The following is a 15077-nucleotide window of genomic DNA, read 5'->3' as shown; positions in this document are numbered from 1 at the left end:
ATGTTGCTGACACACCGCATTCGCGAGCAAGCCCGCTCCCACACAGGCGTCATGTTCACCCCGGCGAACAGCGACGAGTCTATCTCCAGCCTCAACATTAGTTTAGAAAAATCTGAACTAAGTTTTTGCCCGTAGCGATTCTTCCCCCGCACTACATTTCGCAGAATCGGCCCCACAGCGGCGTCCGAACCTGTGCTCAACGGTGCGCCGACATAAATAAAACAAAGACGATGAGGCCCTACCCGTGGACAAGATTCTTCACCAACCACTGGGCGGCAACGAAATGCCGCGCTTCGGCGGCATCGCCACCATGCTCCGACTCCCCCATGTACCGACCGCTGCCGGCCTGGACGCTGCCTTCGTTGGCGTGCCACTGGACATCGGTACTTCGCTGCGCCCCGGCACCCGCTTCGGGCCGCGCGACATCCGCACCGAATCGGTGATGATCCGCCCGTACAACATGGCCACCGGCGCCGCGCCGTTCGACTCGCTGTCGGTCGCCGACATCGGTGATGTGGCGATCAACACCTTCAACCTGCTCGACGCCGTGCGCATCATCGAAGAAGCCTACGACAACATCCTCGAGCACAACGTGATCCCGATGACCCTGGGTGGTGACCACACCATCACCCTGCCGATCCTGCGGGCGATCCATAAGAAGCACGGCAAGGTCGGTCTGGTGCATATCGATGCCCACGCTGACGTCAACGATCACATGTTCGGCGAGAAAATCGCCCACGGCACGACCTTCCGTCGTGCCGTCGAAGAAGGTCTTCTGGACTGCGACCGCGTGGTGCAGATTGGTCTGCGCGCACAGGGCTACACCGCTGACGACTTCAACTGGAGCCGCGATCAGGGCTTCCGCGTCGTACAAGCCGAAGAGTGCTGGCACAAGTCGCTGGCGCCGCTGATGGCCGAAGTGCGCGAGAAAGTCGGCGGCGGCCCGGTGTACCTGAGCTTCGACATCGACGGCATCGACCCGGCCTGGGCGCCCGGCACCGGCACCCCGGAAATCGGGGGTCTGACGACCATTCAGGCGATTGAAATCGTTCGCGGCTGTCAGGGCCTCGACCTGATCGGCTGCGATCTGGTAGAAGTCTCGCCCGCTTACGACACCACCGGCAACACCTCGCTGCTGGCCGCCAACCTGCTGTACGAAATGCTCTGCGTACTGCCTGGCGTGGTTCACCGCTGAGGGTTCGGCCATGAACGAACGTGAGCAGGTATTGCAAGCGGCTGCCGATCTGGTATCCGCCTTCGCTCGTAACGATCGCGAGGCTTATTTCGGCGCGTTCAGCGCCGATGCAAGTTTCGTGTTTTACACCCTCGAACAGCCGCTGCTGTCGCGCGATGCCTATCAGGCCTTGTGGGACAGCTGGCGTGCCGAGGATGGCTTTGAAGTGCTGTCGTGCACTTCGAGCAACGCCTTCGTCAGCCTGCAAGGTGACGTGGCGGTGTTTATCCATGACGTGGCCACCGAGCTGCGCATGCAAGGGGAGCAACATTTCAGCCAGGAGCGCGAGACGATTGTTTTCAAGAAACAAGCGTCGAGCCTAGAACAACAAGGCCATTGGCTGGCCTGCCACGAACATTTGTCCGCAATGCCGGAAGGGCTGCCATCCCCTTAGCCAAACAGGTGACGCCTCACACACGATGAGGCGCGCCTTTATGATCGGAGCAGATCATGAATAACAACAACAACGACCAAAGCCTTACGCAAATTGAAACCCACGGGGTCGAACAGATCCCGGACCACGAACGCACCGCAGGCCCGACGGACTTGTTCCGGATGATCTTCGGGGGTTCCAATACCTTTGCCACCGCCGTGCTCGGCAGTTTCCCGGTGCTGTTCGGTCTGTCGTTTCAGGCCGGTGTCTGGGCGATTGTGTCGGGCGTGCTGCTCGGTTCGCTGATCCTCGCCCCGATGGGCCTGTTCGGCCCGCTCAACGGCACCAACAATGCCGTGTCCTCCGGGGCGCACTTCGGCGTGCACGGGCGGATCGTCGGTTCGTTCCTGTCGCTGTTGACCGCCATCGCGTTTTTCTCGCTCTCGGTGTGGAGTTCGGGCGATGCGTTGATCGGGGGTGCGAAACGCCTGATCGGTCTGCCGGAAACCGACCTGACCCTGGGCCTGGCCTACGGGCTGTTCGCGATTCTGGTGCTGACCGTGTGCATCTACGGCTTCCGCTTTCTGCTGTGGGTGAACAAGATCGCGGTATGGAGCGCCAGCCTGTTGTTCCTGCTGGGCATCTTCGCCTTCGCCGGTCCTTTCGATGTGAACTACGCCGGCACCGTGAACCTCGGTCAACCGGGCTTCTGGGCGGCGTTCATCGGCGCGGCGCTGGTCGCGATGAGCAACCCGATCTCGTTCGGTGCGTTCCTCGGCGACTGGTCGCGCTACATCCCGCGTGACACCTCCAAGCAGCGGATCATGGCCGCTGTGGTGCTGTCGCAGATCGCCACGTTCATCCCGTTCCTGTTCGGCCTGAGCACCGCGACCATCGTCGCGATCAAGGCGCCGGACTACATCGCGGCGAACAACTATGTGGGCGGCCTGCTGGCGGTATCGCCGAGCTGGTTCTTCCTGCCGGTGTGCCTGATTGCGGTGATCGGCGGCATGTCCACCGGCACCACCTCGCTGTATGGCACCGGGCTGGACATGTCCAGCGTATTCCCACGGGTGCTGTCGCGGGTCAAGGCGACGTTGCTGATCGGCGTGCTGTCGATCGCCTTCATCTTCATCGGGCGCTTTGCGGCGAACCTGGTGCAAAGCGTGTCAACCTTCGCCGTGCTGATCATCACCTGCACCACCCCGTGGATGGTGATCATGATCATCGGCCTGCTGGTGCGTCGCGGCTTCTACTGCCCGGATGACCTGCAGGTGTTCACTCGCGGCGAGCAAGGCGGACGCTACTGGTTCAACCACGGCTGGAACTGGCGTGGCTTGGGCGCATGGATCCCGAGCGCGGCGGTCGGCCTGTGCTTCGTCAACCTGCCGGGACAATTCGTCGGCCCGCTGGGTGAGCTGGCCGGCGGCATCGACATCAGCCTGCCGGTGACCCTGGGCCTGGCGTCGGTGGTGTATCTGACGCTGCTGAGCCTGTTCCCGGAACCGCGGGAGGTGTTCGGGCCCAAGGATGCCCGGCGTGAAGCCGCAGTAAAACCTCAACTGCGTCAGGCCGCCTGACGCAAATCCCCTGTGGGAGCGAGCCTGCTCGCGAAAGCAATCTGTCAGTCACTTCTTTGTTGAATGTGCCGACGCCTTCGCGAGCAGGCTCGCTCCCACAGTGAGCAGCACCCCGAACCAAATTTGTTTCACCATAAAAAAGACAATCGGAGACACGCCATCATGGCTTTGGATTTATTCGTCGTCCTCATCTACGCCGCCGGCATGCTGTTGCTCGGCTACTACGGCATGCGCAAGGCCAAGACCAACGAGGACTTTCTGGTCGCCGGGCGTAACCTGGGTCCAAGCCTGTACATGGGCACCATGGCCGCGACCGTACTGGGTGGCGCGTCCACCGTCGGCACCGTACGCCTGGGTTACGTGCATGGCATCTCCGGTTTCTGGCTGTGTGCGGCGCTGGGTTGCGGCATCGTCGCGCTGAACCTGTTCCTCGCCAAACCGCTGCTGAAACTGAAGATCTACACCGTTACCCAGGTGCTGGAAAAACGCTATAACCCGATGGCCCGCTCGGCGAGCGCGGCGATCATGCTGGCCTACGCGCTGATGATCGGCGTGACCTCGATCCTCGCCATCGGCACCGTGCTGCAAGTGCTGTTCGGCCTGCCGTTCTGGATCTCGGTATTGCTCGGCGGTGGCGTGGTGGTGATCTACTCGGCCATCGGCGGCATGTGGTCGCTGACCCTGACCGACATCGTCCAGTTCATCATCAAGACCGTAGGTCTGATGTTCATCCTGTTGCCGATCTGCCTGTACCGCGTCGGCGGCTGGGACGAACTGGTGCTGAAGCTGCCGGCAGCGGCGTTCAACTTCACCACCATCGGCTGGGACACGATCATCACCTACTTCATGATCTACTTCTTCGGCATCCTGATCGGTCAGGACATCTGGCAACGGGTGTTCACCGTCAAGACCGCCAAAGTCGCCCAGTACGCCGGCAGCATCGCCGGTATCTACTGCATCCTCTACGGCCTGGCCTGCGCGCTGATCGGCATGGCCGCGCACGTACTGATCCCGGATCTGGACAACGTCAACAACGCCTTCGCCGCCATCGTCAAACTGTCGCTGCCGGACGGCATCCGTGGTCTGGTGATCGCTGCTGCTCTGGCGGCGATGATGTCCACCGCCAGCGCCGGCCTGCTGGCTGCTGCCACCACGCTGACTGAAGACCTGCTGCCGAAACTGCGCGGCGGCAAACAGTCGAGCCTGGCGATCAACCGCCTGTTCACCTTGCTGACTGGTGTTGTGGTACTGGGCATCGCGCTGGTGGTGAATGACGTGATCAGCGCCCTGACCCTGGCCTACAACCTGCTGGTGGGCGGCATGCTGATTCCGCTGATCGGTGCGATCTTCTGGAAGCGCGCGACCACTGTCGGCGCCATCGCCAGCATGGGCCTGGGTTTTGCCACCGCGCTGTTGTTCATGTTCAAGGACGGCCTGGATGCCAACACCCCGATCTACTACAGCCTGGCTGTGGGTCTGGTGAGCTTTGTGGTGGTCAGCCTGGTCTCCCCTCGCCCGGCGACGGTGGCGAGTGCGATCTAAGCTTTGATGTAACGACTTGATGCTTTCTTCGACGGGTGTGGCGTCGGTTGCCACACCCGTTTTTTTACGTCTGGAGAAAAGTGAATATGAAGATCGTTTCGCGCGATCAGTGGTTCGAAGTTCAGCACTTGAGCGACGGCATCCGGTTGATCCATGAGCCGTATATCCGCCCGTTCTACCGCTGCAATTTGTGGCACGTGCAGGGCCGCGACAAAGACTTGTTGCTCGACAGCGGCTCGGGGCTGGTCAGCCTGCGCGAGCAGTTACCGTGGATTACCGAGCGGCCATTGGTGGCGGTGGCCAGTCATTGCCACTTCGACCACATTGCCGGGCATCACGAATTCGCCGAACGCCTGGTGCATCGCGCCGAGGCCGACATTCTCGCCGCGCCGGATGGAGAAAATGACCTGAGCCGGGCCTTCGTTGGCGACGACATGTTCGAGGCACATCCGGACTGCCCGCTTTGCTACGCCGAATACCGGGTGAAGGCCGCGCCGGCCACCGGTTTTGTTGAGGATGGCGATGTGCTGGATCTGGGCAATCGCACCTTGCAGGTGCTGCACACGCCGGGGCATTCGCCGGGTGGCATCAGCCTGTATGAAGCGGCCACCGAAACCCTGTTCAGCGGCGACATCATCTACGACGGGCCGCTGATCGAAGACGCTTACCACTCCAATCTGCAGGACTACGCCACCAGTCTGCGGCGTTTGCAGGCGCTGCCGATCCGCACCGTACATGGCGGGCATTTCGGCAGTTTTTCCGGCGGGCATTTGCGTTCGATGATTGACGAATGGTTGCGTCGACACGCTTGAGGCCTGCTGTAATCAGTCAACACAACAACGAAACTGTCTGCCATGGAAGAGCTGCCGTGCGTGCTGCCGTGCACCGATACATTCAGCGCCTGCTGGACTCCCGCGAATTCAACGACGACACCAGCCTGGTGCAATTAGGGCTGGAGAAGGCAGATATCGAAGATCTGATATTTCATCTGGAAGATGAGTTCGGACTGACGGCGTTTACTGCCGAAGAGGATCACATGCTCAAGACCGCGAAGACTGCGAAGGACTTGAGCCGGTTTTTGCTGGAGATCGGGCGACACTGAAAGCAAAAGATCGCAGCCTGCTGCAGCTCCTACACTTTTCTCTGTAGGAGCTGCAGCAGGCTGCGATCTTTTGATCTTTAATCAGGCACTACCGCCGGCGAGGCTGACGCCGGCGCTGTTCGTCATCGGTGCGGATCGGAACAGGTTGCAGAGGCGGTTCGATCAAGCCGAGGGCAACACCCAAATCGTGCAGCCAGTTCTGAATTTTCTCTTTCATCGTCATGCCCCCTTCAGGGTAGTGCTGAGCGGCCGGAATTCTGAGGCCGCTTCGCACTGATAATAGTCCGAAGTCCTACGCAATGCTCGGTCAAATCCGCAATGATCTGTTACTGAATTGAACAGAATTACGATTGGTTGGTTCACGCCGTCTGCCGGGATTCACTCGATGCCACGGGATAGAGCGCTTGCTGCTGTTCAATCCAGGCATTGAGGTTGGCCCCGACCATGCCCTTGCGCCACATGAGCCATGTTGTCGCACTGGCAAACGGTTCGGCCAACGGGTGCACTGCAACGCTCTCGCGCCCCGGCAGACTGGCGAGCATCGACTCCGACATCAACGCCACACCGCTGCCGGCAATCACGCAGGCAAGCATGCCCTGATAGGACTCGATCTCCATCGCCCGCCCCATCGCCGCCTGATAGTGAACGAACCACGCCTCCAGCCGCGCGCGGTAGGCGCAACCGTGGCGGAAAGTGAACACCGCCCGGCCCTCGACCTCCTTGGCGCTGCGGATCGGCGGGTGGTCGGCTTCGCTGATCAGCACGAGACGCTCGTCGCACAGCGGCACGCCGTCGATCCCCGCCAATTGCGGCGGGCCGTCCACCAACGCCGCATCAAGACGCCCGGAGACCAGACCTTCGAGCAACTCGCCGCTGGGTCCGGACTGCACTTGCAGGTTCACCGCCGGGTATTGCTTGTGATAGCGCGCCAGCAACGCCGGCAAATGGATCGCCGCGGTGCTGTACAGCGTGCCGAGGACAAAATCCCCGGCCGGTTGCCCGCCCATCACCGCCGCACTGGCCTGATCGCGCAAGGCGAACAGCTTGCCGGTGTAGTCCAGCAGGACTTTTCCCGCAGGCGATAACTGCAAACGCTGACGCTCACGAACGAAAAGTTCGACGCCCAATTGCTCTTCCAGCTGTTTGAGCCGGGTCGACAGGTTGGACGGCACTCGGTGCAGGCGTTCTGCTGCGCGGGTGATCGAACCTTCCTCGGCGACTGCCTGAAAGATCCGCAACTGGCTGAACTCCACGACCTTTCTCCATAACAGAACAAGTTACTCACTATTATTCAATTTTAAAGAAAGTCAATCGCTTCTAGCCTGACGGTCATTGCTCCTTCAAAGGAATCCCGACCATGTCGCCACTGATTCGCTTATCCGCCTGTTTCGTCGCCCTGATGATGGCCATGGGCATCGGGCGTTTCGCCCTCACCCCGCAATTGCCGCACCTGCTCAGCGAAGGCCAGGTCGACCTGACGGCCGCCGGTCTGATTGCTGCGGCCAACTACCTCGGTTACCTGCTGGGCGCGGTGGACGCGATGTTCGCCCACCGTCCGCAGCAAGTGCAGCGCCGGTTGCATGGCGGTTTGTGGCTGTGTGTGCTGCTGACCCTGGCATCGTTCTGGGCCAACGGCTTCTGGGCGCATTTGCTGCTGCGCTTCGGTACCGGGGTGGCGAGTGCCTGGGTGCTGGTGATGATCACCGCATTGAGTCAGCCGCTGGCAGCGGCGGCAGACCGGCCACGGCTGGGGGCACTGGTATTTGCCGGTCCCGGACTGGGAATTTTTCTGACCGGGTTGCTGGCACTGTTCTCACATCTGCTGAATCAGACATCGGCCACCTTGTGGCTGATCTATGCCGCCGTGGCGCTGGTGATGTTGCTGGGGATCGTGCGGATCCTGCCGCAACCGGGCGTGCACACGCCGGTCGCCACCCTCAACGTCAATCATTCGAATCGCGGCATCCCGCGACTGGCAGCGGTGTATGCGTTATATGGCGTGGGTTACATCATCCCGGCCACGTTTCTCTCGCAAATGGCCAACGCGCAATTTCACGGGCAATGGCAGGCCGACCTGTTCTGGCCGTGCTTCGGTCTTGGTGCGGCGATTGGCGTGCTGTTGGTGAGCCTGCGTCGCCATGATCCGAACACCACACGGCACTGGCTGACCGCCACCCTGTGGTTGCAGGCGCTCGGGGTCTTCGCCTGTCTGTTGGGCAGCGCTTATGGCCTGGCGCTGGGGGTGGTGTTGTGCGGCATGCCGTTCCTCGCTTGCATGCAACTGGTGATGCAACGCTCGCGAGAACTGGCGCCGCACACAACTCAGCGCAACGCCGGACTGCTGACCGCATGCTTCGCCGTCGGCCAGCTCAGCGGGCCGTTGCTGGCGGCGCTGAGCAGCCATTTCAGCGGTGGTCTGCAACCGGCGCTGATCATTGCCGGCAGCGGTCTGCTGATTGCCGGCGGGCTTGCGCTGCAATCGGTCAGTGCTGGCCGAGGGCTTTGCGCAAACGCCGACGCACCCACTGCTCAGCGCTGACAAAGGTAATGCCAAGCAACACCAGCACCGCGCCGATGACGAAGTTCACGCTCAACTCTTCACCAAGCAGCACCACGCCGAAGGTGACGCCGAACAGCGGCGTCATGAACGAAAACACCGCCAGATTGGCCGCCAGATAGCGCCGCAGCAGCCAGAACCAGGTCAGGTAACTGAAGAACGACACCACCAGGCCCTGGAACAGCACGCTGGCCACCGCCACGCTGGTCAGGCTGACGTGGCTGATCTGGCCGCTGAACAGCGCGATCAACAGCAGGCCGACGAAGCCGACGATCAGCTGATAGAACAGGGTCAGCGTCACTGGCGCCTCTGACAGACGCGAGGCGCGCACCACCACGGTGGTCGCGCCCCAGCAGGCGCCGGCAATGACCCCGAACGCATCGCCCAGCAGCATGTGCCGGTCGAGGTTGTCCCACGACACGCCGCCGGCGAAGGCGATGGCGATACCGACGAACGCCAGCAGAATCCCCAGCCATTGCAAAGGCCGCAGGCGTTCACTGGCCAACAGAAAATGCACGCCGAGCGCGGTGAAAATCGGCGCGGTGTAGAGGAACACCGACATGTGCGCGGCGGTGGTCAGTTGCAGGCCTTCAGCAATGAAGAAGAACTCCAGGCCAAACAGCGCACCGGCCAGCAGGCCGCCGCGCCAGGTGTTGCCCACCTGATCCCAGCCGCCCTTCCAGCACAGCAACAGGCCTACCAGCAGCGCAGAAATCCCCGAGCGCCCGGCCGCCTGCATCACTGGCGCGATGTCGGGCGCGGCCCACTTGATCATCACTTGCTGCACGCCCCAGATCAGGCACAGGCCGATCATCACCTGCAAGGCAAACCCATCGGCATTGCGCCGCTCGACACTCACCGCAACACCTCGAACACACACAACATGGCAGCCATCCAATGGTCAAAAATCTTTGTCGGGGATTATCAATCAGTCGGACAGAAAAAACCGTCTGGAAAAGACATTTAGTTTGTCTGTTGCGGCAGCGGCGAATGGTTGTCGGCTGCGCCGCCATTCGCGAGCAAGCCCGCTCCCACAGGATGATCGCATTCCCCCTGTGGGAGCGGGCTTGCTCGCGAAGGCGTCGCCCCAGACAACAAAGATTACGGGGCTGACTTCACAAATCGCTTTGCCGCCAAAAAGCCGACCGTACACGCCACAGCCGTAGCAAACGTCCCCCACGCCCAATCCAGCAAACTCACCTGCACCGACCACCCGCGCAATGTCGCCCAATTGGTCAGGTCATACGTGCCGTACGCCACCAGCCCCAGCAGCGCGCCCATCTTTGCCGCACGTTGCCAGCTCTGTGCCGGCAAGACCACAAACACCACGCAGCCAAAAACATACAGGCAATAAAAAACCGCTGCCGGAACCAGCAGCGGTTTTTCGAGCATCAGCGAACCGAGCAGTTCGCGGTAGGTTGGCGCCATCAATACGCCGAGCCAGATACCGTCGAGCAACAGAAACGCCAGCAGAGTGGCGATATAAGCAAGCAACGGCTTTTTCATTTACCCGACCTCAAGTGACCCCATGCAACATGGGCCCCGGAAGGCTCAGCTTAGTTCAATGCGATCAGCATGAATGACGATCTTGCCTTCCTTGTACAGCGAACCGATGGCCTTCTTGAAGTTGCCCTTGCTGACACCGAACAGACTGCTGATCAACGCCGGATCGCTCTTGTCGCTGACGGCCAGCGTGCCATTGTTTTCACGCAACTTGGCGAGGATCTTCGAGCTCAGGCTGCTGGCCGCTTCCTGACCCACCGGTTGCAGGCTGAGGCTGATCTTGCCGTCGGCGCGCACTTCCTTGATGAAACCCTTCTCGCGCATGCCGGAACGCATGAACTTGAAGATTTCATTCTTGTGGATCAAGCCCCAGTGCTTGTTGTTGATGATCGCCTTGAAGCCCATGTCGGTGGCTTCAGCCACCAGCAGATCAACTTCCTGACCGGCGCTGTAGTTGGCCGGGGTCTTGTCGAGATAGCGATCCAGACGTGCGGTGGCGGTGATGCGGCGCGTGTGTTTGTCAAGGTAGACGTGCACCACGCAGTACTCACCAGCGGTCATCTGCCGCTTTTCTTCGGAATACGGCAGCAACAGATCTTTGGGCAAGCCCCAATCGAGGAACACGCCGATGCTGTTGATTTCAACAACTTTCAGGCTGGCAAATTCGCCGACCTGAACTTTTGGTTTTTCAGTGGTAGCGATAAGTTTGTCATCGCTGTCCAGATAAATAAAAACGTTGAGCCAGTCTTCATCTTCGCTGGGAATATCTTTAGGGATATAACGGTTGGGCAAAAGAATTTCGCCGTCGGCACCGCCGTCCAGATATAAACCGAAGTTAGTGTGTTTAACCACTTGCAAACTGTTGTAACGCCCGACTAAAGCCATTTTCCAAAACCCTCATTGCGTGGGCGGCATTCTACCCGGTTTTGCCGGTCTCGTTCGCTGGGCAAGCAGCCTGCCGCAGAAAATCTGCGGAAGCCTTGATTTTCCTTGGTTTGCGCAGGCGGCTTGCCATTCGTCAGGCCAGCGCGAAGCCTGCTGTGCCGTTTCACGGCGGACATTTGCGCCAATGAAGAATAAATGTTGTTATTTAAAACAGTGGCTTAGGGGAATATTCCGATTGTTTAATCGAGAATAATCCACCCACGCGCTCAGTTATTCCCGGGGATATTTATCAAGCAATTGTCAAGTTATTCCTGTACGATGCCTGGCCGAGTTACTTTTCTACAGGTTAATGGCCGCCATGCGTGTAAAAGCATCCACCAGCAAAGCAAAGCCAGCTCCAGCCGTTGAAACCAGCGAATCGATCAACGATCAGATCGCAGCGTTCCTCAAGTCCGGCGGCGAAATCCAGCAAATTGCCAAAGGCGTCAGCGGCCAGACGTTCGGTCCGTCCAAGCAGATCAGCCTGGGCAAGAAGTAACACCCGGTAATACACCCGTCCTGAGACGCTTTGAGCTTCGAAGCGTCTGGACTGGCACCCGCGTTACACCCTCCTTCTGTTTAACCAAATCTTTGAAAATCGACGAACGGCCATCATTGCCGAGCATTCGCCGGTATCCTTGCACGCGTCTGGATCAAGCGTTTCAGCAGGCCAAGCCCTGCACTCGCTGTTCATGGAGTGACGCATGCTCAAATCAACTTTCTGTTTATCGTTTGTGGGCCTAATGGCCTGCTCATCGGCGCACGCGCAGATTTTCCAGCGCGAGCTCGGCGACTTCGACCTCAAACTCGGCACCACGCCCAGCCGCAGCATGGCCCAAGGGCTGGTCAAACCGGCGGCAGTCGGCTCGTTCCACGGCGGCCTCGATCTGAGCCACGACAGCGGCCTGTATGTCGGCCAGTATGCACCGAGCATGGGCCTGACCCCGGGCAAGAATCTGGAAATCGACTCCTACGTCGGTTTCAAACAACCTTTCGATCAGACCCTCGGCTACGAAGTCGGGATGATCCATTACAGCTATCCCAAAGTAGACACCCTCGACAGCCAGGAGCTGTTCGGCGGCCTGACCCTGCTCGGCAGCCGCTTCGGTGTGGCCGTCAGCAACGACCCGGACAAACAGAACAACACGCTGTTCGCCGACCTCGGCGGCAATCAGCCGTTCGGCATCGGGATCAGCATGAAATACACCACCCACCAACTGAACACACCGGTGTCGGTGGACGGTGGTTATGTCAGCAGTTTTACCGATTGGTCGGTGAAATTTTCCCGCCCGTTCATGGGCGTCGATCTCGATCTGATCTACAGCAATTCCAACCTCAGCGGCAGCGAATGCTCGGCGTACTCGGGGCACAACAGCCAGTGTGACGGGCTGGTGACGCTCAAGGCCGAGCGCGCATTCTATTGATCGGCTGAACTGCCGGGAGCTTCCTGCGTTCACATGAGAATCAGACGTCAGGCTCTCGCAAGGATTCGCTCATGTCTCGCTGGTTCAAACACCTCGCCACCCTGCTGATCTTCACCCTCGCCCTCGGCGCCTGTAGCCGCGTCGGCCTGGCCTACCGCAATCTCGACGTGATCATTCCATGGACGCTTGGTGACTATCTGGACATGAACGGCGAGCAGAAGGACTGGTTCAACGAACGACTCAAGGAACACTTGAACTGGCACTGCACCACGCAACTGCCGGGCTACCTCGACTGGCTGGATCGCCTGCAGGCAATGGTCGAAAGCAATCAGGTGACCGACGCTGCGCTGCAAGCACGAACCGAGGAAGCGAAAAAAGCCATTGCCGAAACTGCACGGCAGATCACACCGTCGGCCATCGAGCTGCTGCAAGGGCTGGACGACAAGCAAGTCGCCGAGATGAACGATGCGTTTGCCAAGGATCTGCGCAAACGGGAAAAGGAATACGTCAAACCGCCACTGGCGCAGCAGATCGCCGAGCGCGGCGCGCGCATGGACAAACGCCTGACCGATTGGCTTGGCCCGTTGAGCGCCACTCAGGAACAACGGGTGATGGCCTGGTCGACCGCGCTGGGCGATCAGAACACTCAATGGATCGCCAACCGCGCGCACTGGCAGCAACAGTTCAGTAACGCCGTTGCCCAGCGTAAAAGTGCCGAATTCCCACAACGAATCGAGACACTTCTGGTCAACCGCGAGCGTTTATGGACAGCGGATTACCAGAAGGCCTACGCCAACACCGAAGCACAGGCGCGCTCGCTGGCAGTGGATTTGATGGCCGAAAGTACGCCGCAGCAGCGTCAGCGGTTGTTGAAAAAGATCGAAGGCGTACGTAAAGATTTCAACGACCTCAAATGCCTGAAGGCCGCGCAAAAACCTTAAGGCTATGCAAAAAAACAATGTGGGAGCGGGCTTGCTCGCGAATGCGGTGTATCAAACACGTAAAGTGTGAATGACACGCCGCATTCGCGAGCAAGCCCGCTCCCACAAAGGTTGTCAGGCAATCTGCGCTTTGGAAGCCACCTCATCAAACGTCGCTTCATCCAGCGCATCTTCCTGCTCGTCCAGCACCTGCCGCGGATGATCATTTCCGGGAATGCTGCTGTCGATCAGGCTCAGCAGGCTTGATCCGCGTGGCGTCAGAATGAAATTGCTGCCGGTACTGCCCATATGATCAGGGCGCGGTTCGATAAATCCACGATCAAGCAACAAGCCTTCATATTCGCAGGCCACCGTTTTCAGGTGATCCAGATTCTCGATCGGCTCGCCTGCACTGGCTTTCTGCGCTGCGTAGTCCTCGGCATATTTTCGCGGCGCGAAACTTTCGCCTGCGCTGTTCTGCACTTCATGCAGCAGGCGTTCAATCAAATCCCAGTTATAAGTCGTCATCCTGATTCAACCTCCGGTGCGCGTGATTTGGGGCGCTGTCATAGGTTGTGACCCGGACGCATCGCAGCCGTTCAGCGGCATTTTCCGCAGCGACCGACCGGCGGTCTGTCGAATTGATCGAGGGTTAAACGACTAGTCTGACAAAGACGGTTTCAACCCCGCAGGAGAAATCATCATGAACGTCGAGAATCATCCGGTGGTGTCGCGCGAAGAATGGCTCGCTGCGCGCAAACAACATCTGGCCGACGAAAAGGCCTTCACCAAAGAACGCGACCGCCTCAGCGCCAAGCGCCGCGCGTTGCCCTGGGTCAAAGTCGACAAGGACTACCAATTTCACGGCCCAAACGGCGAACTGAAGCTGGCCGACCTGTTCGGCAAGCACAGCCAGTTGATCGTTTACCACTTCATGTTCGCCAAGGACTGGGAGGAAGGCTGTCAGGGCTGCTCGTTCCTGTCCGACCACATCGACGGCGCCAATCTGCACCTGGCCCACCACGACATCGCCATGGTCGCGGTCTCCCACGCCCCGTTTGAACAGTTCCAGGCCTTCAAGCGGCGTATGGGCTGGAAATTCGACTGGGTGTCGTCAGACGGTTCCGATTTCAACTACGACTTTGGTGTTTGCGCCCGCGCTGAAGATGTTGCTGCAGGAAAGGCTACGTACAACTACGAAAAGACTGACAGTGCCGAGGAAGAAATGCCGGGGCTGAGCGTGTTTTATCGTGATGCAAAGGGCGACATTTTCCACACCTACTCAACCTATGCCCGCGGTCTGGACATGTTGGTGGGCGCCTACAACTACCTTGACCTGACGGCCAAGGGCAGGAATGAGGACGAGATCATGGAGTGGGTGCGGCATCATGATCGGTATGAGTCGGCAATGAAGTCTGACTGCTGTCATGACAAAGAATGTTGAACCCAATCGGAAAAAGCGGGGTTCGCCCCGCTATCGACGCAGCCAGAAGGTGACTTACCTTTCGGTACGCAAGTTCATATACAAGGATTTGATCAATGCATCCTCGCCGTCCTCAATGTCCGGGACATAAAAGCTCATGCCAAATTCGCTAACGTCGAACCCGTCATCGTCAATGACGGGTTGGATGCCATTACCGCGAAACAGACTCAGTACGGGGAACAGTTTTTCTCCCACAAGTTTGTGTCCCTGCCAGGAGACGCCGCTTCTATCGAAAAATTCCACACCTTTTACCATGTCTTGCTCGTCGTAAAAGACATGCAGGTCGTGACGTACAAAAGAATCGGTAGTGTTCAACGAGGCAGCCGTTTTCTTGAACTCCTCGAAATCCCGGCCCAAAATACTGCGCACCTGCATTCTGGACAAGGTTCCACTCAGCGGCCCTACCGCTCCGAGCACCCGGAATGAAAAGTCCAC

Annotated in this window: 18 protein-coding genes; 11 read left to right on the top strand and 7 right to left on the bottom strand. The window is 59.3% G+C overall.

Annotation, left to right across the window (positions count from 1 at the left end; genetic code table 11):
- Positions 1–244: 244 nt before the first annotated feature.
- The 6 genes from speB to ACOYXG_RS06845 all read left to right on the top strand — a co-directional run bounded on the left by speB (position 245) and on the right by ACOYXG_RS06845 (position 5831).
- Positions 245–1195, top strand: coding sequence for an agmatinase (gene speB / locus ACOYXG_RS06870; protein WP_003222717.1), 951 nt, complete (start codon positions 245–247; stop codon positions 1193–1195).
- 10 nt (positions 1196–1205) lie between these two features.
- Positions 1206–1628, top strand: coding sequence for a YybH family protein (locus ACOYXG_RS06865; protein ID WP_097090488.1), 423 nt, complete (start codon positions 1206–1208; stop codon positions 1626–1628).
- A 56-nt stretch (positions 1629–1684) separates the two neighbouring features.
- A complete protein-coding gene (locus tag ACOYXG_RS06860) occupies positions 1685–3187 on the top strand; it encodes a purine-cytosine permease family protein (RefSeq protein ID WP_097090489.1) in 1503 nt (500 codons plus the stop codon).
- Between the two features lie 162 nt (positions 3188–3349).
- A complete protein-coding gene (locus tag ACOYXG_RS06855; RefSeq protein ID WP_097090490.1) occupies positions 3350–4729 on the top strand; it encodes a sodium:solute symporter family protein in 1380 nt (459 codons plus the stop codon).
- Positions 4730–4815: 86 nt separating this feature from the next.
- Positions 4816–5541 carry an MBL fold metallo-hydrolase gene (locus tag ACOYXG_RS06850; RefSeq protein WP_097090491.1) on the top strand — a complete coding sequence of 242 codons (726 nt, stop codon included), beginning with the start codon at positions 4816–4818 and terminating at the stop codon, positions 5539–5541.
- A gap of 56 nt (positions 5542–5597) precedes the next feature.
- On the top strand, positions 5598–5831 hold the full coding sequence (locus tag ACOYXG_RS06845) for an acyl carrier protein (protein ID WP_460356656.1): 234 nt from the start codon (positions 5598–5600) through the stop codon (positions 5829–5831).
- A gap of 88 nt (positions 5832–5919) precedes the next feature.
- Here the strand turns inward: ACOYXG_RS06845 and ACOYXG_RS06840 are convergent, their stop codons facing one another.
- Both ACOYXG_RS06840 and ptrR read right to left on the bottom strand, forming a co-directional pair.
- Complete coding sequence (locus ACOYXG_RS06840) at positions 5920–6048, bottom strand: PA1414 family protein (RefSeq protein ID WP_003184145.1); 129 nt, start codon at positions 6046–6048, stop codon at positions 5920–5922.
- 142 nt (positions 6049–6190) lie between these two features.
- Entirely contained in the window at positions 6191–7084 is an 894-nt protein-coding gene (gene ptrR, locus ACOYXG_RS06835) for a putrescine utilization regulator PtrR (RefSeq protein ID WP_097090493.1), read from the bottom strand.
- A 104-nt stretch (positions 7085–7188) separates the two neighbouring features.
- On the opposite strand from ptrR, the gene ACOYXG_RS06830 reads away from it, so the two are divergent.
- Positions 7189–8370 (top strand): MFS transporter, encoded by a 1182-nt coding sequence (locus ACOYXG_RS06830; protein WP_097090494.1) that lies wholly within the window; start codon positions 7189–7191, stop codon positions 8368–8370.
- Here the strand turns inward: ACOYXG_RS06830 and ACOYXG_RS06825 are convergent.
- From ACOYXG_RS06825 to ACOYXG_RS06815, 3 genes are all read right to left on the bottom strand, one after another.
- Positions 8315–9247 carry a DMT family transporter gene (locus ACOYXG_RS06825; protein ID WP_150370478.1) on the bottom strand — a complete coding sequence of 311 codons (933 nt, stop codon included), beginning with the start codon at positions 9245–9247 and terminating at the stop codon, positions 8315–8317. The two genes, ACOYXG_RS06830 and ACOYXG_RS06825, sit on opposite strands and share 56 nt — an antisense overlap.
- 242 nt (positions 9248–9489) lie before the next feature.
- A complete protein-coding gene (locus tag ACOYXG_RS06820; RefSeq protein WP_103369204.1) occupies positions 9490–9894 on the bottom strand; it encodes a DUF2177 family protein in 405 nt (134 codons plus the stop codon).
- Between the two features lie 45 nt (positions 9895–9939).
- Complete coding sequence (locus ACOYXG_RS06815) at positions 9940–10776, bottom strand: CvfB family protein (protein WP_096797475.1); 837 nt, start codon at positions 10774–10776, stop codon at positions 9940–9942.
- Between the two features lie 349 nt (positions 10777–11125).
- Here ACOYXG_RS06815 and ACOYXG_RS06810 point away from each other — a divergent pair, with 349 nt between their 5' ends.
- From ACOYXG_RS06810 to ACOYXG_RS06800, 3 genes are all read left to right on the top strand, one after another.
- Positions 11126–11314 carry a hypothetical protein gene (locus ACOYXG_RS06810; protein WP_016985943.1) on the top strand — a complete coding sequence of 63 codons (189 nt, stop codon included), beginning with the start codon at positions 11126–11128 and terminating at the stop codon, positions 11312–11314.
- Positions 11315–11519: 205 nt separating this feature from the next.
- Positions 11520–12239: a TorF family putative porin gene (locus ACOYXG_RS06805; RefSeq protein ID WP_150370476.1), complete on the top strand. Its 720-nt coding sequence runs from the start codon at positions 11520–11522 to the stop codon at positions 12237–12239.
- A gap of 71 nt (positions 12240–12310) precedes the next feature.
- Complete coding sequence (locus ACOYXG_RS06800; protein WP_460356648.1) at positions 12311–13180, top strand: DUF6279 family lipoprotein; 870 nt, start codon at positions 12311–12313, stop codon at positions 13178–13180.
- A gap of 114 nt (positions 13181–13294) precedes the next feature.
- Here ACOYXG_RS06800 and ACOYXG_RS06795 read toward each other — a convergent pair whose 3' ends face one another.
- Entirely contained in the window at positions 13295–13687 is a 393-nt protein-coding gene (locus tag ACOYXG_RS06795; RefSeq protein WP_096797478.1) for a transcriptional regulator, read from the bottom strand.
- A 175-nt stretch (positions 13688–13862) separates the two neighbouring features.
- On the opposite strand from ACOYXG_RS06795, the gene ACOYXG_RS06790 reads away from it, so the two are divergent.
- Complete coding sequence (locus ACOYXG_RS06790) at positions 13863–14603, top strand: DUF899 domain-containing protein (protein WP_460356645.1); 741 nt, start codon at positions 13863–13865, stop codon at positions 14601–14603.
- Positions 14604–14657: 54 nt separating this feature from the next.
- Here the strand turns inward: ACOYXG_RS06790 and ACOYXG_RS06785 are convergent, their stop codons facing one another.
- Positions 14658–15077 carry a hypothetical protein gene (locus ACOYXG_RS06785; RefSeq protein WP_460356642.1) on the bottom strand — a complete coding sequence of 140 codons (420 nt, stop codon included), beginning with the start codon at positions 15075–15077 and terminating at the stop codon, positions 14658–14660.

Source organism: Pseudomonas sp. G3-39, from assembly GCF_054790485.1.
This window is presented reverse-complemented; position numbering and strand designations above follow the sequence as displayed.